This is a genomic window from Flavobacterium sp. (assembly GCF_027484705.1).
Classification (GTDB): domain Bacteria; phylum Bacteroidota; class Bacteroidia; order Flavobacteriales; family Flavobacteriaceae; genus Flavobacterium.
On the sequence record NZ_JAIXSL010000014.1, the window covers coordinates 1 to 22,964 of the forward strand.

13 protein-coding genes are annotated in these 22,964 nt (G+C 41.1%); 7 read left to right on the forward strand and 6 right to left on the reverse strand.

From position 1 onward, the window contains the following. From Q0058_RS14540 to Q0058_RS07795, 3 genes are all read left to right on the forward strand, one after another. Window positions 1–112, forward strand: a 112-nt coding sequence (locus tag Q0058_RS14540) for a T9SS type A sorting domain-containing protein (RefSeq protein WP_366869723.1), incomplete at its 5' end; no start/stop codon positions are given. 152 nt (window positions 113–264) lie between these two features. Continuing rightward, window positions 265–2,772: a T9SS type A sorting domain-containing protein gene (locus tag Q0058_RS07790; protein WP_298222589.1), complete on the forward strand. Its 2,508-nt coding sequence runs from the start codon at window positions 265–267 to the stop codon at window positions 2,770–2,772. Window positions 2,773–2,872: 100 nt separating this feature from the next. Then, window positions 2,873–5,329: a T9SS type A sorting domain-containing protein gene (locus Q0058_RS07795; RefSeq protein WP_298222591.1), complete on the forward strand. Its 2,457-nt coding sequence runs from the start codon at window positions 2,873–2,875 to the stop codon at window positions 5,327–5,329. Here the strand turns inward: Q0058_RS07795 and purB are convergent. Both purB and Q0058_RS07805 read right to left on the reverse strand, forming a co-directional pair. Continuing rightward, window positions 5,326–6,672 carry an adenylosuccinate lyase gene (purB, locus tag Q0058_RS07800; RefSeq protein WP_298222593.1) on the reverse strand — a complete coding sequence of 449 codons (1,347 nt, stop codon included), beginning with the start codon at window positions 6,670–6,672 and terminating at the stop codon, window positions 5,326–5,328. The genes Q0058_RS07795 and purB overlap by 4 nt on opposite strands. A 190-nt stretch (window positions 6,673–6,862) precedes the next feature. Then, window positions 6,863–7,555: an NAD-dependent deacylase gene (locus tag Q0058_RS07805; RefSeq protein WP_298222595.1), complete on the reverse strand. Its 693-nt coding sequence runs from the start codon at window positions 7,553–7,555 to the stop codon at window positions 6,863–6,865. A 314-nt stretch (window positions 7,556–7,869) separates the two neighbouring features. On the opposite strand from Q0058_RS07805, the gene Q0058_RS07810 reads away from it, so the two are divergent. Continuing rightward, complete coding sequence (locus Q0058_RS07810) at window positions 7,870–8,529, forward strand: RNA methyltransferase (RefSeq protein ID WP_298222597.1); 660 nt, start codon at window positions 7,870–7,872, stop codon at window positions 8,527–8,529. 263 nt (window positions 8,530–8,792) lie between these two features. Here Q0058_RS07810 and Q0058_RS07815 read toward each other — a convergent pair whose 3' ends face one another. The 3 genes from Q0058_RS07815 to Q0058_RS07825 form a co-directional block, all read right to left on the reverse strand. After that, window positions 8,793–9,560, reverse strand: coding sequence for a carboxypeptidase-like regulatory domain-containing protein (locus Q0058_RS07815; protein WP_298222599.1), 768 nt, complete (start codon window positions 9,558–9,560; stop codon window positions 8,793–8,795). An 86-nt stretch (window positions 9,561–9,646) separates the two neighbouring features. Continuing rightward, entirely contained in the window at window positions 9,647–11,614 is a 1,968-nt protein-coding gene (locus Q0058_RS07820) for a DEAD/DEAH box helicase (RefSeq protein ID WP_298222601.1), read from the reverse strand. Between the two features lie 205 nt (window positions 11,615–11,819). After that, window positions 11,820–12,401 carry a non-canonical purine NTP diphosphatase gene (locus Q0058_RS07825; RefSeq protein WP_298222603.1) on the reverse strand — a complete coding sequence of 194 codons (582 nt, stop codon included), beginning with the start codon at window positions 12,399–12,401 and terminating at the stop codon, window positions 11,820–11,822. Between the two features lie 100 nt (window positions 12,402–12,501). On the opposite strand from Q0058_RS07825, the gene Q0058_RS07830 reads away from it, so the two are divergent. Together Q0058_RS07830 and Q0058_RS07835 are read left to right on the forward strand one after the other, a co-directional pair. Next, on the forward strand, window positions 12,502–13,587 hold the full coding sequence (locus Q0058_RS07830) for a choice-of-anchor L domain-containing protein (RefSeq protein ID WP_298222605.1): 1,086 nt from the start codon (window positions 12,502–12,504) through the stop codon (window positions 13,585–13,587). Window positions 13,588–13,741: 154 nt separating this feature from the next. After that, window positions 13,742–16,105: a hybrid sensor histidine kinase/response regulator gene (locus Q0058_RS07835; protein WP_298222607.1), complete on the forward strand. Its 2,364-nt coding sequence runs from the start codon at window positions 13,742–13,744 to the stop codon at window positions 16,103–16,105. A gap of 63 nt (window positions 16,106–16,168) precedes the next feature. Here Q0058_RS07835 and Q0058_RS07840 read toward each other — a convergent pair whose 3' ends face one another. Continuing rightward, complete coding sequence (locus Q0058_RS07840) at window positions 16,169–17,092, reverse strand: T9SS type A sorting domain-containing protein (protein WP_298222609.1); 924 nt, start codon at window positions 17,090–17,092, stop codon at window positions 16,169–16,171. 353 nt (window positions 17,093–17,445) lie between these two features. On the opposite strand from Q0058_RS07840, the gene Q0058_RS07845 reads away from it, so the two are divergent. Further along, window positions 17,446–22,964 (forward strand): YDG domain-containing protein (locus tag Q0058_RS07845; RefSeq protein WP_298222611.1); only part of this gene is annotated, 5,519 nt, incomplete at its 3' end.

The following is a 22,964-nucleotide window of genomic DNA, read 5'->3' on the forward strand; positions in this document are numbered from 1 at the left end:
AAACGCACAGCAAACCAAAACTATTGATGTTTCAAGTCTGAAAACCGGAAATTATTTTTTGAAAATCAATTCGGATAAAGGAACTTCAAGTGTGAAGTTTGTGAAAATGTAGTGCCATAAAAAAGCATCAAGCCTCGAAGTAATACTTTTTTTCATGGCCTTGAATTGCGAATTCTAAACCAAACACCACAAATTCTAATTGCTAATACAACCAATCGTTTATAATTGCATAACTTTATTTCACTAAACAAACTGGGTATCATCATGAAAAAATTATACGTTGTCTTATTGGTCTTGATTTCCTGCATTTCATACAGCCAGATTATTAATTTTCCCGACCCAAATTTTAAGGCGAAGTTGCTTCAGCCGGGTGTCGCTACTGATTATGAAAATAATATTATTATAGATGCCAATAATGATGGAGAAATTGAGATTAGTGAAGTACAGTCGGTTTTGTATTTAAATGTTTCAAATGCCAATATTGCTGATCTTACAGGTATTTCTTATTTTACTAATCTGGACAAGTTGGATTGCAGTAATAATGTATTGCAAAATATTGTGATTGGTAATACCAATTCTTTATTAAAGCATTTAATATGTAATAATAATTTGCTGCAAAGTATTTCGGTGGATCATTCAGTAACTTTGAGAAAATTAAGTGCCGGATACAACCAACTTACCGATGGTTCAATAGATATTCTATACGAACATGCTTATGACCCTTCTGAGTCAGAATATGTACCCGGCATTAATTTAAGTCACAATAATATTACGACTTTTACGGCTACGGGTGATATTTATGGTTATCTGGATTGCAGTTACAATCCACTCACATTATTTGATTTGAATAGTTCTGTTATATATAATCTTAACCTAAGTTACACTTCTCTAACTTCTTTAGTAGGAAATGGGCGTTCAAAGTTTGCTAATTTCCAACATTGCCAATTTACAGAGTTAGATTTGACGAATGTTTCATTTTATTGGGCAGACGGCGGTAGTATGATTTTTTTAGGGAATAACCCTGATGATAAAGTGATTTTTGGTGCTTTCAGTCCGGCGAATCTTACGTATTCTTCTACAAATTCTTCTTTTGATCTTACAAATTTTGGGGGATACAATAATTGTCGTTATCATTGGCAGGACGAAGAGGGTGGGATTGTTAGGATTATTGATTGTCCGAACTTAAATTTTTTAAGTATGAAAAATGGAGTCAATTATCGAGAAATTACTTGTAGTGAAGTCATCTCGGGAGAAACTTGGCTACAGAGTACATTGACACTGGTCATCAACAATTGTCCAAGCCTTTCTTTTATTTGTGTGGATGAAGGAGAACAAGATCATATTCAGGAAAAAATCAATGCGCTTGGGTTGCAAAATCAGGTACAAGTGAATTCATATTGTACGTTCACTCCCGGCGGCACTTTTTACCCGATTCAAGGAAAAGTTAAATTCGATGCTAATAACAATGGTTGCGACATGGCCGATGCAGTAGTTTCTAATTTTAAATTTTCGATTTCCGACGGCACAAATACCGGAGAAATTATATCTAATGAATCTGGAAATTATTATATCCCCGTTACCTCCGGAACCCAAACGATAACTCCAGTGTTGGAAAATGCCGCTAATTTTAGTGTGTCACCAGCATCTTTTTCAGTTGTATTTCCTGGTGACGCTAGTCCTTTTACCCAAAATTTCTGCATTACGCCAAACGGGAATCACAATGATTTAGAAATGGCACTGATTCCGGTGAATAATGCGAGACCGGGCTTTGACGCGACCTATAAAATCAGCTACAAAAACAAAGGAACCCAAACGCAATCCGGAACCCTCAGTTTCGCTTATGACGATGCGGTTTTGGATTTTGTCAATGCGAATCCGGCGACTAATTCGCAAAACATCAATGCCCTGAATTGGAATTTCTCTGATTTACTTCCGTTTGAAACCAGATCGGTTTTGGTGACCCTAAATGCCCATTCACCCATGGAGATTCCTCCGGTCAATGGCGGCGATATTTTAAATTTTACAGCTTCAGTCAACAGCACATTAACCGACGAAACGCCAAACGACAATACTTTTGTTCTCCATCAAACTGTGGTGAATTCCTTTGATCCCAACGACAAAACCTGTCTAGAAGGCGCCACCATCACACCTGAAATGGTCGGCAAAGAAGTGCATTATATGATCCGTTTTGAAAATACAGGAACTGCGAATGCCGAAAATATTGTCGTAAAGGATATGATCGACGCCACAAAATTTGATGTCAATTCTTTAATTCCAATCGACGCAAACCATCCGTTTGTGACCAAAATATCGAATACCAACAAAGTCGAATTCATCTTTGAAAACATCAATCTTCCATTTGACGATGCCCATAACGACGGTTATGTAGCGTTTAAAATCAAAACCAAACCAGATTTAGTTCTCGGAAATTCGTTCAGCAACACTGCGAGTATTTATTTTGATTATAACTTCCCAATCATTACCAACGCAGCAACTACAGCTGTTGCGCTTTTAGCGAACCAAGATTTTGAGTTTGAGCAGTATTTCAAACTTTATCCAAATCCGGCTAAAGACGTTTTAAATATCGAAACAAAGAAAACTATTGAAGTCACTTCCATCAATATCTACAATACTTTAGGACAATTGGTGCTTGTAATTCCTAACGCGCAGCAAACCAAAACTATTGACGTTTCAAGTTTAAAAACCGGGAATTATTTTTTGAAAGTCAATTCAGGTAAAGGAACTTCAAGCGTGAAATTTGTGAAAATCTAATACAATGAAAAGGATGGAAAGCCTCGTAGTGATACGGGGCTTTTTTATGAAAACAATTTAAAAGGTTTATTTGTATATATTTACGATCTAAAATTCACCCATGAAAAAAATTTACACTTCACTATTTGTTTGTCTTTTGTTTTCGATAGCCTATTCGCAAACGATTCCTTTCCCAGCGGGTCGTCTTAAAACATATCTTACCAACGGATCGTCCTTAACGGTGGCTAAAGACCTCAATGGGAATAATGTTTCCAGGGTTGATCTTAATAATGATGGGGAACTCCAATATAACGAAGTAGAAAACATTTCTTATTTGTCTTTTACTGCCAATACAACGGTTGCAACTGCAAATCTCTATAATGTTGACGGACTTGAATATTTTATCCATTTACAATATCTGGATTTAAACTATCACGAATTATCCACGCTTGATGTAAGTATGTTTCCTGAATTGAAAACGCTCAGTGTTCAAAGTAACAACCTTACATCTATAGTGCTTGACGGGCTTACGCATCTCGAAAGTTTTACTTTTTTTGGAAATCCTTTTGCCGTTTTACGCCTTCACGATCTTCCTGCTTTAACAACATTAAACGCTAATATAGGAAGCTGGTTTGGTGTTGGAACCCATCAGGTTATTCTTGAGAATCTACCGGCATTGACATCGGTGAACTGTTCGTCTTCTTTGTTAACATCGTTGCAGTTGATCAATATGCCTAATTTGGTTAATTTGGATTGTGGATGGAACCAAATTCCAACACTTGATTTGACAGGTGCTCCAAATCTTACTGACGTTCAAGCTTCAAGTAACCTGCTGACATCGATTAATTTGGCAGGTGTTTCCAATCTGAGCAGCTTACGCGTTTCAACGAACAACCTTACGAATCTGGATTTTACGCTAGTACCCAACCTTCGTTTTTTTGAAGGAGAACATAATCTTTTCAGCGCACTCGACTTATCCAATCTCAGCCAATTATTAAAGGCTACAATGGCTTATAATTCCTTACAATATTTATTCATAAAAAACGGAAAACAATATACCTCCAGTGCTTTCGCTAATGGCTATTTGTCGTTGAATTTCAATCCGAATTTAAAATATATCTGTTGTGATGAGGCCAGTGTTGCGATGTTTCAGGCTAGAATGGTCACCTATGGTTATAACAATGTTGAAGTAAATACTTATTGTTCATTTTATCCGGGAGGAGAATATTATACCGTTTCAGGAAACAATCGCTATGATAGTACTGGGAATGGTTGTGATGCTTCAGATTTGCCATTTCCTAATTTTAAACTCAGTGTGGCAACGGGCAATTTAATAGGAACTTACAACATCCCAAATGCCACAGGCACGTTTAGTTTTCCTGTCACAGCAGGTGCTTATACCGTCAATCCAGTGATTGAAAATCCAGCTTATTTTACGATTTCGCCCGCTTCGTTCAATGTAAATTTCCCGACGCAGGCAAGCCCGGTCACGCAAAATTTCTGTGTGGCTCCAAACGGAATCCATAATGATGTTGACGTAGTCATCATTCCGGTTACCAATGCCAGACCGGGATTTGATGCCTCCTATAAAATAGTATACAGAAATAAAGGAACCCTAACAGCTTCAGGGGCCATCAGTTTAGGTTTTAATGACGCAGTTTTAGATTTGGTAAGCACTGATACAGAGTTTGTCTCACAAGCTATCAATGCTCTGAATTGGGATTTTATTGATTTATTGCCGTTTGAGACAAGAGAAATTCTTGTGACTTTTAACCTCAATACGCCTTCTGAAGAACCACCTGTTTTTGGCGGATTTTCTTTACAGTTTTCGGGTTCAATCACTTCGGTGGCGACAGATGAGCTGTCTGCAGATAACTTGTTTACTTTGAATCAAACCGTTGTTAATTCCTTCGATCCCAACGATAAAACCTGTCTTGAGGGAACAACAATTACTCCGGCAATGGTGGGTAAAGAAGTACACTATATGATCCGTTTTGAAAACACCGGAACCGCCAATGCTGAAAATATTGTAGTGAAAGATATGATTGACACCACAAAATTCGATATCAATTCTTTAATTCCAATGGATTCATGCCATCCGTTTGTCACGAAAATTTCGAATACCAACAAAGTCGAGTTTATCTTTGAAAACATCAACCTTCCATTTGACGATGCGAACAACGATGGTTATATAGTGTTTAAAATCAAAACCAAACCAAGCTTAGTGGTCGGAAATTCATTCAGCAATACGGCGAGCATTTATTTTGATTATAACTTACCAATCATTACCAATACGGCAACAACGACTGTAGCTCTTTTAGCCAATCAGGATTTTGATTTTGAGCAGTATTTCAGAATCTACCCAAATCCCGCTAAAGATGTTTTGAATATTGAAATGAAGAAAAGCTTTGAAGTGAATTCAATCAGTATCTACAATACTTTAGGGCAATTGGTGCTTGTAATTCCTAACGCGCAGCAAACCAAAACTATCGATGTTTCAAGTTTGAAAACGGGTAATTATTTTATGAAAATCAATTCCAATAAAGGAAGTTCCGCTTTGAAGTTTATAAAAATCTAAATCCCCAAATAATTACTCGGACTAATCGCCAACAATTCTTTTTTAATCGCTTTAGAAACCGCTAAAGTTTCAATAAAATCATGAATGGCTTTTTTGTCAATCGTAGTATTCGTGCGTGTTAAACCTTTCAATGCTTCATAAGGATTCGGATAGCCTTCGCGTCGTAAAATCGTTTGGATCGCTTCAGCAACCACCGCCCAGTTTTTGTCTAAATCTTCAGCGAATTTCGGTTCGTTCAAAAGCAATTTATTCAGACCTTTCAAAGTCGCCTCGAAAGCAATTAAAGTGTGTCCGAACGGTACGCCAATGTTTCTCAAAACGGTGCTGTCGGTCAAATCGCGTTGCAATCTTGACAATGGTAATTTCGCTGAAAGGTGTTCGAAAATGGCGTTCGCAATACCTAGATTTCCTTCCGAATTCTCAAAATCAATCGGATTTACTTTATGCGGCATTGCTGAAGAACCGATTTCCCCAACTTTGATTCTTTGTTTGAAATAATCCATCGAAACATACGTCCAGATGTCGCGGTCCAAATCAATCACAATCGTATTGATGCGTTTCAAAGCGTCGAAAAAAGCGGCAAAATGATCGTAATGTTCTATTTGAGTAGTTGGGAATGAATGATGTAAACCTAAAGTTTCCTCAACAAATTTATTCCCGAACTGGCGCCAATCGATTTGCGGATAAGCCACGTGATGTGCGTTGTAATTCCCGGTCGCGCCACCAAATTTTGCTGCAAAAGGCACATTAAACAACAACCGCATTTGCTCTTCCAAACGCTCTACAAAAACGCTGATTTCTTTGCCAAGTCGGGTAGGAGAAGCCGGCTGTCCGTGGGTTCTGGCAAGCATCGGAATGTCGCTCCATTCGTCGGCCAAATCTTTAAGTTTTCCGACCAAAGCAATCAATGATTTGAGATACACTTCCTGAAATGCCTCTTTGGTCGAAAGCGGAATCGCAGTGTTGTTAATGTCTTGTGAAGTCAATCCAAAATGGATGAATTCTTTATAAGCTTCAAGCCCGAGCGCATCGAATTTGTTTTTGATGAAATACTCTACCGCTTTGACGTCGTGGTTGGTCGTTTTCTCGGTTTCTTTGATTTCGAGCGCGTCTTTACTCGTGAATTTTTCGTACAGATTCCGCAGCGAAACAAATACTTTGCTGTCGATGTCTATGAGTTGCGGCAACGGCAGTTCGCAAAGCGCGATGAAATATTCCACTTCCACGAGCACGCGGTATCGGATCAGGGCTTCTTCAGAAAAATAGGCGGAAAGCGATTCGGTTTTGTTTCTGTAACGCCCGTCAATAGGCGAAACAGCGTTGAGTTCGTGTAGCGGATTCATCAGTAGTTGTGTTGTTTTTTGAAAGCCCAAAGATAACGAGAATTATCGGGAATCGGATTTTGGTTTTCCGATTTTTTAGGAGCTGTTTCCCGCTGTCCGCTAAATCTTTTCCTGTCTAAAGAAGCCAGAAAAAGGATACCGCTACCATCGGGGCTAGGCCATAGAGGAAACAAAAACGCTCTGATTGAAATCAAATAAACTTGCTTAACTCTTTCGCCACGATTCTCATTCCGTTGGAACCGGTCGTTGCGATGACTTTGAGATTGCTTGGTGCGTTTGAAATCGTCGCGGGATGCGGATCGATATAATAAATCGGGATGTTGTTTTTCGTGTAATTGAGCAATCCAGCCGCGGGATAAACCTGTAACGAAGTGCCGATGACAATCAGAATCGCCGCTTTCTGAACCAACGTAATGGCTTCTTCTAGTGCCGGAACCGCTTCGCCAAACCAGACGATATGCGGACGCAACTGATGCCCGTTAGGATCGATATCGCCGAGCATCAAATCATGTTGCCAATCTACGATGTGGTTAGGGTTTCTTACCGAACGCACTTTAAGTAATTCTCCATGCAAATGCAGCACTTTCGAACTTCCGGCTTGTTCGTGTAGGTTGTCCACGTTTTGGGTGATGATTGAGACGTCAAAATCCTGCTCTAGTTCCGCTAAAATCTGATGCCCTTGGTTTGGTTTCACTTCATGAAGTTGTCGGCGTCTTTGGTTGTAGAAATCGAGCACCAATTCCGGATTTCTCTGAAAACCTTCAGGCGTAGCAACATCCATGACGTTGTGCCCTTCCCACAAGCCATCGCTGTCACGGAACGTTTTGATGCCGCTTTCTGCGGAAATGCCCGCGCCGGAAAGAATGACGAGTTTCTTTTTCATGGGGTAAATATAATAAATTTGGACACGCTGCGCTTAGGGTTGTGGGACACGGCTGTGCCTTAAGACACGCTTCGCTCAGGACTTTAAGACACGGCTGCGCCTTAAGACACGCTTCGCTTAGGATTGTTGGATACGGCTTCGCCTTCGGACATTTTATGGTACGAATACGCACTACTTTACGAATAAAATCCAAAGCCCGTAGGGCGAGTCTATAGCGTAGCGTGTCCAGAGGCTTTAGCCGTGTCTTAAGCGCAGCGTGTCTTAAGGCGTAGCCGTGTCTGAAAAAAAACTATTTTTGACAAAATTATTCACGTATGACCAATCTCGCTTACTTAGATTATCTCGAAGGATTTCTGACCGACGCCCGCAAAGCCAAATTTTTAAAAGTACTCGCGACACGAACCAATCATTTCACCGTGGCGATTGAAGATGTTTTTCAATTGCACAATACAAGTGCGGTGATGCGCAGTTGTGAGGTTTTTGGCATCCAGCAATTGAATGTCGTTGAAGAAAAATTCGGAAAAAGCATCGATAAGGAAATTGCGATGGGTGCTCAAAAATGGGTTGATGTAAACCGGTTTGAAAGCATTTCGGCTTGTATTGAAAACTTAAAAAGCAAAGGCTATCAAATCATTGCCACGACGCCACACGAGAACGATTGCCTGCTCGATGATTTTGATATTTCTAAACCGAGTGCTTTATTTTTCGGCACCGAACGCGACGGGCTTTCTGAAGAAGTCATGCAACAAGCAGACGGTTTTTTGAAAATCCCGATGGTGGGTTTTACCGAAAGTCTGAATATATCAGTTTCCGCGGCGATCATTATTCAGAATCTGATGAGTCGTTTGCACAAATCGAACATTCATTGGCAATTGTCTGAAGCAGAAATTTTAGAAAAACGCCTCGATTGGGCAAGGCATTCTATAAAAGATATAAAACGGATTGAGGCGCGGTATTTTCAAGAAAGGCACTGATTTACTATGAGCATGAGTTATTGAAAGGCTTTGCTCACAGTTTTTTAAATTGCTCGCAAAGACGCAGAGCCACAAAGTTAAATGAATAAGTGATGATGAGACCATTGTCCTAGCCCTGATTGCAACGGTTATCCTTTTGTGCCGGTGTTTACTTCGTCAGTTCGCCAAGGCTCGTGTGGCGCAAAAGATAGTAGTGTAAAGCGGGAAATAGCTCCTAAAAAAACTTCTAACCTTATCAACTCAGAACCTTAGAGCCTCAGCAACTATTTTTTCTTCAACACTTTATATTCCTCGTAACAACCGCTGATCGCGTCCATAATCTGGAGGTCGTTGGCAGTTTTGATGAAGGCTTCCGAGTAATTGCAACGGTCTAAGATTTCGGCAATTTCCTTTTTGTCGATGCCCAAAAGCATGGCGAGCGTTTCGCGGTCGAATTTGGATTCGAGCAGGTTGCGGACGGTTTCGTCTTTTTTGATTTTCTTCAGGCGCTTGAGTTCAGTGCCTTTTTTTCCGAAGAAATTATACAGGGCGTCGGCCGGATTGAACATGGAACCTAAGATGTTTCCAAACGCATTCGGCGAATATTCTCCGGCTTCGTAGCCTTGCGGCAAACCTGAAATGCTGTAACGGTAATTGTTGGGTGTGGGAATCAGTTTGGAATCGACTTCGAGGTAACCCGTGAGATAATAAGGTTGGATGATGATTTCTTCGAGCGCAATCGCTTTTTCAGTCATCTGGATTTTGGTCGTCTTGTTTTTGATCCAGTCGTTGGTGACGCGGATTTTTAAAGATTGGAATCCGATATAAGACAGTAATAAAGTATCGCTGACGCTGACATTGAGTTCGAAATAACCTTTGTCATCCGTTATGGTGCCAATCACTTTGTTGAGGTTGATGATGTTGACATTGCCAATCGGAAGATTCGTATTGTCGTTGGTAATGGTTCCGGAAACTCTGGAATCTTCAGCAGTTACTTGTGAAAACGCAGTAATGGAGAGCAATAAAAAAAAGAAGACTACAGTATATCGCATAGGAGTTTTAAAAGTTTAAAAGTAATAAAACACCAGTGATATTTCGTAGTCTTCCTTATAATTATAAGAAAATTAACAAATGAATGTTAGCTTTTTCTTGGTCTTCTTTCTCTAGGTGCATCGGATGAACCTTCCGAACGGCGTGGTGCTCTGTCTGAGAAACCTTCTGTTCTTCTTGGTGCGAATCCGCCTTCGCGTCTTGGAGCTGAGGAACTTCTTGCTTCGCTTCTGCCGCCGAATCCGCCTTCACGTGGTGCACGGTCTGAAAAACCACCTTCGCGTTTCGGTCCGAATCCGCCGCTTCTTGGGGCTGCGTTTCTGTCAGATCTGAAACCGCCACCGCCAGAACTTCTACCACCGCCAAAGCTTTTTCTTTCGCCGCCGAAACCGCCACCAGAACTTCTTCCGTTGTGGTCGCGTCTTCCGCCACCGTCGTTTTTGGAAATCTCCACGTTGATGCGTCTTCCTTCTAAAGTGACGTTATTTAAAGTTTCCATGACTTTATCGGTATGCTCAGGATCGGTGTTGAAGAAAGAGAAACCTTCTTTAACATCGACTTTGTATACGTCGTCGCGGCCTAAATCTAGTGTTTCTTTCAGATAATCTTTCAAAGTCATCCAGTCGAAATTGTCTCTCGAACCGATATTGACGAAGTAACGCACGGCGCCACCGCTATTGGTGAATTCTCTTGGCTCACGGTCATCGCGTTCACGACGTTCGCTGCCAGAAGATTGTGCCGACAAATCGCGGGTTTTCTTGTAGTAGTTGATGAAACGGTTGAATTCTACCGACACCATTTTCTTGATGAGTTCTTCTTTCGATAAACCTTCAAGTACGTTATTGATTGCAGGAAGATAGTTGTCGATTTCGTGATCAACTTCAGTGTCCTTGATTTTATTGGCCAAGTGCAACAATTGGATTTCGCAGATTTCAATACCCGATGGGATTGTTTTTTCCTCGAATTTCTGTTTGATGATTCTTTCGATCGAAGAAATCTTACGCAATTCACTTTTGGTTACGATGACGATTGAAGTTCCTAATTTCCCAGCACGTCCAGTTCTTCCTGAACGGTGGTTGTAGGTTTCGATTTCGTCAGGCAATTGATAATTTACTACGTGTGTAATGTTATCAACGTCAATTCCACGCGCGGCAACGTCTGTTGCTACAAGCATCTGGATTTGTCTTCCACGGAACGACTTCATTACTGAATCACGTTGTGCTTGCGATAAATCACCGTGCAATGCTGCGGCGTTGTAACCGTCTTCGATCAATTTTTCAGCCACTTGTTGGGTGTCTCTTTTGGTTCTGCAGAATACTACGGAGAAAATGTCCGGATTCGCATCAGCCAATCTTTTCAACGCTTCGTAACGGTCTCTTGCATTCACTAAATAGAATTCATGCGAAACGGTTGCTGAACCTGAGTTCTTAGCGCCGACAGTAATTTCCTGTGGGTTTTCCATGAATTTTTTTGCGATACGCGCTACTTCCGCAGGCATCGTCGCTGAGAAAAGCCAAGTGCTTTTTTCTTCTGGCGTGTCGGATAAAATCGAAACGATGTCTTCATAGAATCCCATGTTGAGCATTTCGTCCGCTTCGTCCAATACACAATAATCAATGCCTTTGATGTTGACCAAACCTCGGTTGATCATATCCTGCATTCTGCCTGGAGTGGCCACAATAATTTGAGCGCCTCGTTTGATTTCTCTTGCCTGTTCTGTAATGCTCGCACCACCATAGATGGCGACGACATTGATTCCTTTTTCGTATTTCGAATAGAGTTTTATCTCGTTCGTAATCTGCAAGCAAAGCTCGCGTGTCGGGGACAAAATTAACGCTTGTGTATTTCTGTTGTTAGCATCAATTTTCTGGATTAGCGGGAAACCAAATGCAGCGGTTTTCCCAGTTCCTGTTTGGGCTAACGCTACTAAATCTGTGTCTTGTTCCAATAGCATTGGAATCGCTTTCTCTTGTACTTCGGTCGGATTCTCAAATCCTAGATCGATAATCGCACGTTGCAGCGACTCACTCAATCCTAATTGTTCAAATTTGTTCATTCTTTATTTTTAAATTCGGTGCAAAAGTAGGGCGAATAAACGAGATAATCTAAAGTATAATTGAGATTTAATCTTTTATTAGTATTTGAAAATCAATAAGATAGAAATTATTATACCTTACAGGTTACCAGTAGTTGAGAAAATAGTAGCTGAATATAGTTCAAAAGTTGCTGGTTTTGAACTGAAAAAGTAGCCAAATACTTCATTATGTTGCCATTGATTCTAAAAATGAGATAAGCGCTTGCGTGGCCTTTCCGCGGTGGCTGATTTGTCCTTTTTGGGCCAGTGAAAGTTGTGCGAAAGTTTCCGTAAACCCTTCAGGTTGAAAGATCGGATCGTAACCAAAACCCTGATTTCCGGTTTTTTCTAAAGTAATGTTCCCGCCAGCAATACCTGTAAAAAGATACTGATTTCCGGCCAAGTTTAGAGCAATGACTGTTTTGAATTGCGCTTTGCGGTTGCTTTGGTTTTGAAGTTTCGCGAGTAATAAATCCATGTTGTCGTCCGCATTTCTTTGGGCTCCGGCATAACGCGCGGAATATACACCAGGTTCGCCGTTTAAAGCTTCGACTTCGAGGCCGGTGTCATCGGCAAAACAATCGTAACCATATTGTTCGGTGACGTAATTGGCTTTCTGGATGGCATTGCCTTCAATCGTGTCAGCGGTTTCGGGAATATCCTCAAAACAACCGATGCTTTCCAGTGAAATAATTTCAATAGTATTTGGCAGCAATGTTTGTACTTCTTTGATTTTGTTGAGGTTGTTGGTAGCGAAGACGATTTTCATGGTAAAGAATTAATGGAGCAAAGGTAGTTTTTCTTCAGAAGCTATTTGACGTAAAAATAGACTAGGATGAAATTTTCATTATATTGCCAACAAAAAAGCGATGAAAAGAACACTACTTACAACCCTTTTGGTACTCGTATCTTTTTCTGTAAGGCCTCAGCTGGCAATCAATAATACCGAAACTCCGGGGCAGTTGGTGCTCAATACTTTTTTGGGTGAGAATCTCTCCGTCAGTAATATCAAATTCAATGGAAGTGCAGCCAATGCCCAAACCGTTCGCGATCAGATCGCTCAATTTTCCGATGCAAGCGCCGCGCTCTCTTGCGAACAAGGCCTGATACTTTCTACGGGTAAAGTTAATGCAGCGTTAGGGCCAAACAATACCAGTTCGGTGAATCTCCCAACAGCAACACCATTTACGGGTGATGCTGATCTGGCTCTGATTTCTGGCGCTCAGGTCAATAATGTTTGCAAACTCGAATTCGACTTTGTTCCGAATGGCGACACGGTGCTTTTTGAATATATTTTTGCTTCAGAAGAATATCCGGAATTTGTCAACAGCCAGTTCAATGATACGTTCGGATTGTTTCTCAGCGGCCCAGGGATTTCAGGAATTTACTCGAACAATGCAAAAAATATTGCCTTGATACCAAGCTCCTCGCAGCCAGTCAGCATCAATACGCTGAACAATGGTCCCAACAACTTTGGCCCATGCACGAATTGTCAATATTACGTAAGCAATGGCATAGGCACTACGCCTAGTATCAATACAGCAATACAATACGACGGTCGATCTACGATATTGACAGCATCGGGAGCCGTAATTCCGGGAGCCACTTACCATCTTAAATTTGCTATTGCCAATATTTACGATAATTTGTATGATTCGGCGATGTTCCTTTTGCAGGGAAGTTTAAGATCGGCGACACTGGGAACGCAAAATTTTAAAGCCGAGGCTATGACGATGCTCCCAAATCCGGCGACTGATTTTATAAAGATTCATTCCGCCGAAACTATTGCTGAAGTCAGCATCTACGATTTGCAGGGACGTACTTTAATTAGAAAGAAAAACCCTGGAACCGATTTAAGTATCGATACGACAGGGCTTCAGGCAGGAACTTATATTGTCGAATGCTTGTCAGCGAACCAAGAAGTTACCAGACAAAAATTAGTAATCAAAGATTAATCTCACACTAAAGTTAATCAAAATTTTTGAAAAAAAATCTCCTATTTTATCGATTTACACCTTTTATTAATTGAAAAAGTAACTCAACATTTGTTAAAAGCTATAAAGTAATTTTTTTTCCTTGTATATTTCGTTTCGTAATTTGAAAGTTATTATGACTCGACCGCTATACAAATACTGTTTTCTGCTTTTTTTCTTACTGTTTTTTAATCTGAATTATGCTCAATACGTATTCAAAGAGCCGATTCCATCCACCATTTCCTTACACGAACATACGACCATCGCCGATGTCGGGCAACAGGAATTTGACATTGCGTTCATACAGGCGAATTATGCCAAACTACGTCCGTGGAAACTCAAGACAGAGAACGACGATTTAGGATTTACCGACCATCATTTTTGGGCCAAATTGCAGTTGGAAAATGCGGTTTCAAAGCCGTTGCACTACTATCTCGAAACGGCGCGTCCGATCACGGATTTGGTCGAAATGTACGCGATTGATGCAACGGGAACAATCAAAAAATCGATTAGCGGCGACCAACTTAAATTCTCACAAAGGAGTTTTCAGGATCGCAAAACCATTTTTAGAATTGATCTCGAACCGCAAGATAAAGTCACGTTGTATTTTCACCTCAAAAGCGATGGTGAAGTCATTAAGATGCCGATGATGCTGCGTTCGTCCGAAAGTTTTATAGAAGCGGCCGCGAAAGAGCAATTGTTTCTCGGTGTTTTTTATGGAATCCTGATTACAGCAGCGATTATTTACCTGTTCTTTTTCTTTGGCCTGCGTGAGAAAACGTTTCTTTATTATAGCCTTTACGTAGTGTTCATAGGCTTGATGCAGTTTGCTTTGGATGGTTACTTCTATCAGATTGTAACGCCAAACAGCGGTTGGTTTTCTCTACATGCGGTGTTGTTGTTTGCGATGACAGCGGGCATTCTTTTAGGGAAATACAGCGAAGTGTTTTTAAAAATTAAGGAACGCAACCGACTGATTTACATCCTTTTTAATGTGTTGTATGCGTTGGCTTTTGTGGTCATACTGACGATTGTTTTTATTCCGTCGCTGTTTGCGGTTTGTTATCCTTTGGCCAATGTTTTAGGGTTGTTGATTCTGATTTTGATCATTACCTCCGTCATTAATTTGTATTACCACGGAAAGCACATCGACCACTTTTTTAGTGTTGGTATTTTGTTCCTGATTCTCGGTTTCGGGATTTTCATATTGAATAATTTCGGTCAGGTGCCGAATTCGTTTTTCACGCAGAACAGCTCTAAATTCGGAACCGGTTTGGAGATCATTTTCTTATCGCTGTCGATGGGGAATTTGATTCGCGATCTTAAAAACGAAAAAGAAGAACTCAACCAATTGGCTCTGATTCGATTGGGTGAAATGAATGATCTGAAATCGTATTTCTTATCGAACATCAGTCATGAATTGCGCACGCCGTTGAACGCCATTTTAAATTTAACCGATGCGATTTCCAAGGAAGTGGCCGACGAAAAACTCAAACAGAACTGCCAGATCATCAAGTATTCTTCCCACAGTTTGTTGAGTTCGGTGAATGATATCCTCGATTTTTCTAAAATTGAAAAAGGCGAATTGCAGTTGGAACGCGTGCAATTCGAGCCTGTAAAAGTCTTGGAACATTTAAAGAACAATGCCGCCAACAGAGCCAAAGACCAAGGTTTGGAATTCGAATTTTCTAAGGCGGATGGCATTCCCGAGCATATGATGGGCGATGTCACTAGGTTGGTGCAGGTTGTCAATAACGTATTGAGCAATGCGATTAAGTTTACGGCTCAGGGTTCGGTGAAGTTTCACATTGACGCGCAACCTAAACCGAATAACCGATCCAGCCTGATTTTGACGATTTCCGATACCGGTGTCGGAATTCCAAAAGACAAGATGAATAGTATTTTCGATTCGTTTTCACAGAATTCGATTGACAACAAACGAAAATTTGGAGGGCTCGGCTTAGGGCTTTACATCGTCAAAACTTTGGTCGATATGCAAAACGGAACCATCCAATTGGACAGCGTTGAAAACATCGGAACCACTTGTAAAATTATGATTGATTTTGAGGTTTTCATTCCCGAGAAAAAAGAAGCTCCGATTGCTGATACGACCGTTTTTGATTTGCAGGGAAAATCCATTTTAGTGGTTGAGGACAATGCCATTAACCAAATGGTCATAAAAATGATTACTAAAAAATGGCTGAACACTTCGGTAGTTTATGCGAACAACGGTCAGGAAGGTTTGGATGCTTTACAACAGCAACATTTTGATATTATTCTAATGGATCTGCAAATGCCGGTCATGGATGGTTATGAAGCAACGATTGCCATTCGTAACGGAGAAGCCGGAGAGGCAAATAAGAATATTCCAATCATTGCGGTAACGGCAGACGTTATGGAAACCACGAAAATCCGCGTCAAGGAAATCGGGATGAATTATTACATATCTAAACCGCTCAAAAACGAGACTTTGTTTCAGGCGATTATGGAAATGTTTTAAATTTAGGGTATAAAAAAAAAGGGTACTTGATGGTACCCTTTTTAATTATGTTTTCTATTGAGATTAATTCACCAATAATTTGGTCGTTGCTCCTGAAGCTGTTTTGATAAAATAAACGCCTGTTTTGAAAGATTTGGTATCAATTGAAGAAGTGTTTTTAGCTGTTAAAACTACTTTTCCTGTTACATCACTTATGGTAATATCTGTGGTCTGGCTCAAAGTAACCACTTCTTTATTGGAAGGATTTGGGTATGCTTTTAAGCTGTTGTCATTCGCTTCAAACTGAGAAACGCTTAATGTTACGTTACTGGTTACTGTTACCATATCATAACGAACAGTTCCTCCGGTTCCGGCAGAATATACATTAGTAGATCTAGCCGCTACATAATCTCCTGCGACAGGGTCAAACGCACTTACGATTTTGAAAGCAATATTCGGATTGTTATCTAAAGCCGTTACAGAAGAAACATCAACAGTTCTTCCATTATACCAAGTATCGCCGGTTCCTGTTGCAGCTGGCGTAAAAGTGAAAGTCTGAGCTTCAACCCATACAGGAGTAGGTGCAGTTCTGTCAGCAGTGTAAAATACTACGTAAGTGTTGCTGGCGCTGTTGCTTAGACGTTGTTCAAATTTAAAAACAATTCCGGCTTGTCCAACCGAACTTACATTGAATTGGATACCTCTTAATTTGTTATCTGTTCCTGCCGGTGCATAACCTGCAGTTTGCCATCCAAAATTTGTAGCTGTAGGTTCCGTTTCTGTAGTTCCTGCCGAAGCATTTCCAGCAGCAAAAGCGCCTGTAGTTCCGCCAATCAATGCTGCAGTACCAGCGCCAACAATAACTAAAGGAGCACTTCCTCCTCCAGGAACTGAAGTAGCATCTGCGCCATTAAAATTCCATTGTGCTAAAGTTGCTTGTGCCCAAGAATTACAAGTAAACAACAAAGCAATAGCAACAATTTTCAATACAGAGTAATTTGTCTTCATATTTTTTCTTTTAAATTTTAGGCTAAATTATTAATAAATATTGAATTGGAATAAGTTTTCGATATAATGCATATTAATTAGTATGAACAACTTATAAGGCAGGAATTATTATTATGCGATTATTTGAGTATTATTCATTTTTTAATCTTAAAAAGCCTACTTTATTGTGGATTGCATTTTTTTTTAACAGGATAAGTAGTTTATTTTTCGTGTTAAATTAACATTATCATCGATAAAAGTCACATAAAATCGACTAAGTCAAAATGTTGACAAAAATTAACAATTACTTTGCACAAACTTCTTCTATTCAACTAAATAAATTTATTTTTGTGGCAACTCAATTTTAATTATTTATGAAAAATACGCTACTTTTTAAGAAAGCAAACACGCTTATGTTTTGGTGTGTCGCTTTGCTACTGCTGTGCATGCCAGGAAAAGGTTACGCGCAGCTATTGCTGACAGAGGACTTTAGCTATGGGGCTACTGCCGGAAATCTACAGACCATTGCGTCGCCAAACTGGGCAGCGCATAGCGGAACCAGCAACTTTGTTCAATATTCCACGACAGGATTGACTTTCTCAGGTCATGCCGGTTCAGGAGTTGGAGGCGCGGCCACAGTGATCTCTTCCGGTGCAGGAGATCACAACAGAACTTTTACATCGCAAACCTCGGGCACAGTTTATATGAGCTGTCTGGTCCGAATTTCTGCTGCAGCTGCTGGAAGCGATTATTTTATACACTTTAATAGCGGTACTTTTAATGCAAGAGTCGCAGCACAATTGAGTGGTTCGAACATTCGTTTCGGAATAAGCAAAGCTGCTACACCGACTGTAGCAACAACCAATTTTAATTTGAATACAACCTATATGGTTGTAGTAAAATATACATTCATCGCAGGTTCCGCGAATGACACTTGTGATCTATGGGTATTACCTGCTTTTGCTTCTACAGAAGGACTTGCGGGAGCTCCGTTGCAAAGTACTGCTGCCGGAACAGATGCGACGGCTTTAAATGCTGTAGCGATTCGTCAGGGAACGGCTCCTTCAGCAACAATCGATGCGTTTCGTGTAGGAAATACTTGGGCTGATATTGCGCCCTCTGCTTCCTTAATCAATGGAGGAACTACATCGGCTACTGCTTTTACAACGGCATACGGAACGGCTTCTGCTTCACAGTCTTTTCCCGTTTCAGGAACTTTGCTCTCTAATCCTTTAGTAGCTACTGCAGGAACAGGATTTGAAGTATCGAGAAATGATGTGGTTTCTTACGGAGCAACTGCTACCTATACTGCTGCCGAAGCTAATGCGGGTGGCGTTTCTTTTTTAGTTCGATTGAAAAATAATGCCAGTGCAGGAAGTTATAATGCGCAAAATGCTGCAGTGCTTTCGAGCAGTCCGGCACCCAACGCTAATATTGTGACTTCTGCTTCTGGAAATACGGTCACGCCATTAGGATTGACTATTACCGGGTTATCGGCTCAAGACAAAATCTTTGACGGCAGTACTTCTGCAACGCTTACAGGAACGGCAATACTCAACGGAGTTTTGTTTTCTGATGATGTGACTTTAGGCGGATCGCCTTCAGCTACTTTTTCTTCAGCAGCAGTGGGAACTTGGCCAGTAACAGTAACAGGATATACGATCAGCGGAACTAAAGCTGCTAATTATAGTTTAGCACAGCCAACAGTGGCGAATGCGACTATCAATCCTTCTTCATTAATCGATCAGGTCATTACTTTCCCTGCTTTGAGTTCGGTTCCTTACGGTACGACGAGTGTGTCTTTATTGGCAACCTCAGACAATCCGGGCGGTAATCCAATTGTTTATACAAGTTCCAACACTAACGTAGCTACTATTTCTGGTAGCACTGCAGTCATTGTAGGAGCAGGAACGACCACGATTACGGCTTCACAAGCTGGAGATGCTACACACAATCCAGCGACCAATCAAACACAAAGTTTAACCGTGACGCCATTGCCAATTTCGGTAACAGGAATTTCTGCTTTAGACAAACCGTATGACGGAACCACTACAGCTACTTTAACAGGAACTGCGGTGTTAAGTCCGGCTCCTATTAATAGTGACGATGTAACCATAAGCGGTACACCTGTAGCGAATTTTGCAACAGCGAATGTAGGTACACAAGCCGTTACGGTAACAGGATATACTATCAGCGGTACTAAAGCGGGTAACTATAGTTTTACACAACCGGTGATTGCCAACGCGACGATCAACCAATTGACGCAAACCATCACTACCTTTAATACGATTCCTTCTTTAAATACTTTGACAGGTGCTATTACTTTGAATGGTATTGCTTCTTCAACACTGCCTGTTACTTTTGAAAGTTCAGACACCAACGTGGCTACGATTTCTGGTAACACTTTGACTGTAGTGGGCGCAGGAACAGTAACGATTACAGCAAAACAAGCCGGTAATGCCAATTATGCTGCGGCACCAGATGTAACGCAAACCAGAACGGTTGACAGTGCTTTATACCTGAATCAATTTACAGGAACGTCTGCTTGTCCGACGCAAGGAAATGTAGCTACCGTAGTGACCAATATAACTGGAGCTGCGGCAACTCGTAGTACATTAACCTGTGCTTCATTGAATAACTTCTTCAGCTCTACAACCTTGAATGCTACGGCCACGATCAACAACAATTCTTATATAGAATTTTCGGCTACAGCAGCTTCAGGCTACAGAATGAACTTGACGAAATTATCGTTCGTGCGTTCAGGAAGTGGAACCGCTCCAAACCAATTGGAAGTGCGTTACAGTACGGATGGTTTTGTTACCTCTACTTCGATGAATAACTCAGCTTTAACCACGACAACAGCAACTACGCTGACTTGGGATTTTGCTGATTTCAACAGCCCGGTTTCAGGAACAATTACTTTCCGTTTGTATCCTTACGGAACGCAACGTTCGGATTTAGGCGGAACTTCTGCCGGAACTGGTACATTTAGAATAGATGATGTAACTATTTACGGTACTGTAGTGGTTCCTCCGCCGACGGTAACTACAACAGCTACGCCATTAGCGATTGCAAGCGATTCAGCAAACCTAGAAGGAAATGTTACTTCAACAGGAGGCTCAGCGGTTTTAGGAAATGGAATTGTTTATTCTGCAACTGATACTACGCCTACTATTGGCGAGCTGGGTGTAATTCAATTAGCCAATCCATCACCAAGTGCAGGAACAGGGGCTTTTTCACTAAGTACAGGAAATACCTTGTCAGCGAATACACAGTATTATTTTAATGCTTACGCAAACAATGCTCAGGGTTTTGCTTATGGTACGCCTGCTAGTTTTTACACTTTAGCAAATGTGCCAGCGCAACCAGCCGCTGCAAGCAATGTAACAACCACTACCTTTGACTTTTCATTCGATGCCTCTAACAATCCTGCTGCTACACAGTATGCGATTCAGGTAAATAGCCAATACGTTCAGGCTAATGGTTCTTTAGGTGCGTCAGCGGTTTGGCAAACAGATGCCCAATGGCAACTTACTCCAACGCCACATGCGATTACAGTAACGGGTTTAAATCCAAATACTTTATATACCTATTCCCTAAAAGCAAGAAACGGAGCGAATGTAGAAACGGCTTTAGGAACTTCAAATACAGTCACTACTTTACCAATTTCAACGCCAACCTTAACGGCTGATCCTTTGACTGGTTTTGGAAATGTATGTATCAATACTGCTTCCTCAGCGCGTACTTTCGGTTTATTAGGAGAACTTTTAGTGAGTGACATAACGATAGGGCCGTTGGCTGGATATCTTTTCCTTAATCCTGTTACCAGTACTTACGATACTTCTATTACTTTATCACCAGACATCAATGGTGACCTTTTAGAAATCATTTCAGTGAAGTTTAACCCAACGTTAGTTCAATCATATGATGGCAACATTCCAGTTTCAGGAGGTGGTGCACCAACGATTTATATTGCTGCTACCGGATCCGGAATCAATACACCAGCGACCGTAACCACAGGAACAGTTTCTAGTACTACAGTTGTTGGAGCTACTATTGCTGGTACTGCTACAGCAGGATGTTCTGCAATCACCGCTACAGGTATTGAATATAGTACGGATAGTTTATTTGCAGGCGCAGTTCAGGTAGCGGGAGCATTCCCAATAACCTTAAATACATTGTCTCCAAATACTTTATATTACGTAAGAGCCTACGCTAACGATTCGTCTGCAGCTGGAATTGCTTACGGAAGTTTGGCTTCTTTCACGACTTTAGGATTGACCACAGGACCGGTTGCTACGGCAGCCACTTCTGTTGGGTCTAGTAGTTTTATCGCCAACTGGGAAGCTGTAACAGGAGCCTCATCTTATTTATTGGATGTGAGCACCAACCCTAATTTCTTGGGTGCTTTAACTACTGTGGCTAACTGGAGTTTCCCTAACGCCACTGATGATGCAGTTATTGATGCAGGTATTGCCGCGAACAACGGGAAAACAATTACTACCGTAGGAGGTGTCGGAACCCTTACCTATAATGTAACTTCAGGAAGTACTACTAGTGCCGCTTCTGGCGCAGGTTGGAATTCAGGAAGCGGAACCAAATACTGGCTAATAGATATTGCTACTACGGGTTATTCTGATTTGAAATTGTCTTCCTTGCAACGTTCTTCAGGAACCGGACCTAAAGATTTCAAAGTACAGTATAGCGTTAATGGTGGTACCAATTGGTTCGATGTTACAGGATCTACTGTTGTAGTGGGTAACAACTGGACCACTGGAGTTTTAAGCGATATCGCTTTGCCTTCTGCTTGTGATAATCAGGCTTCGGTTAGATTAAGATGGATTATGACTTCTAATACGGCTTCTTCTCCGGGTACTGTAGCTGCAGCGGGTACCAGTGCCATCGATTCTATTGTGATCACTGGTAGACCACCAAGTTTCACAGTATATGAAGGATTGTCTGTAAACGGATTGTCTCAATTGATAAGCGGATTGTCAGAATTGACAGAGTATCACTACAGAGTGAGAGCATACAGCGCCAACAGTACATCGGCAAATTCAAATGTCATCCACGTAACTACAACTGCTGCAGCACCAACTTTTGATTCTGTTTCTTACAGTGGAGCAACGGTTTGTGAAGGTGCAAATGGTACTTTTGACGTGAGTGGTTTGACACCTAATGTAGCTTCAAGAATTTATTATGACATCAACGGCGGCACTACCGAAAACGTATTGACCACTGTTGCAGATGGTAGTGGAGCCGCTACTTTTAGCATTGCATTGCCATTGTCTGCGAATTCGCAATTGTTGACGATTACTAAAGTGGAACGCGCTGATGCTTCTTCGTTTATCAACGTAGATTCTAATAACATCGTCTTCATAACAGGTATTGCAGCAAACGTTACTTATTATGCCGATGCGGATACTGACACTTATGGTAATCCTGCTGTTAGCCAAGTGAGCTGTACTGGTGCTCCTTCTGGATATGTAATCAACAATACGGATTGTGATGACAGTGATATCACGAAACACGATTCCTTCCCGTTCTATACGGATGCAGATGGTGACGGAGTTGGTGCAGGAACGGCTACATCATTATGTGCTGTAAATGCCACTACGCCACCAACAGCCGGTTATTCTGTAACGAATACTGACTGTAATGATAGTAACATCAACATCTACCAATTCGCTACTTTCTACGTAGACGCTGATGGAGATACATACGGAAGTACCACAACTGCTTCAGTTTGTTCAGGTTTGGCTACGCCAGCAGGATATTCAACTACCAATGATGACTGTGACGATACCGATGCAGATTTAAACCCAGCAAACCCATGTGCTACAGGAAAAGTAGTGAATTTGACCTTGTTTGTTGAAAGTTACTATATCGGAAG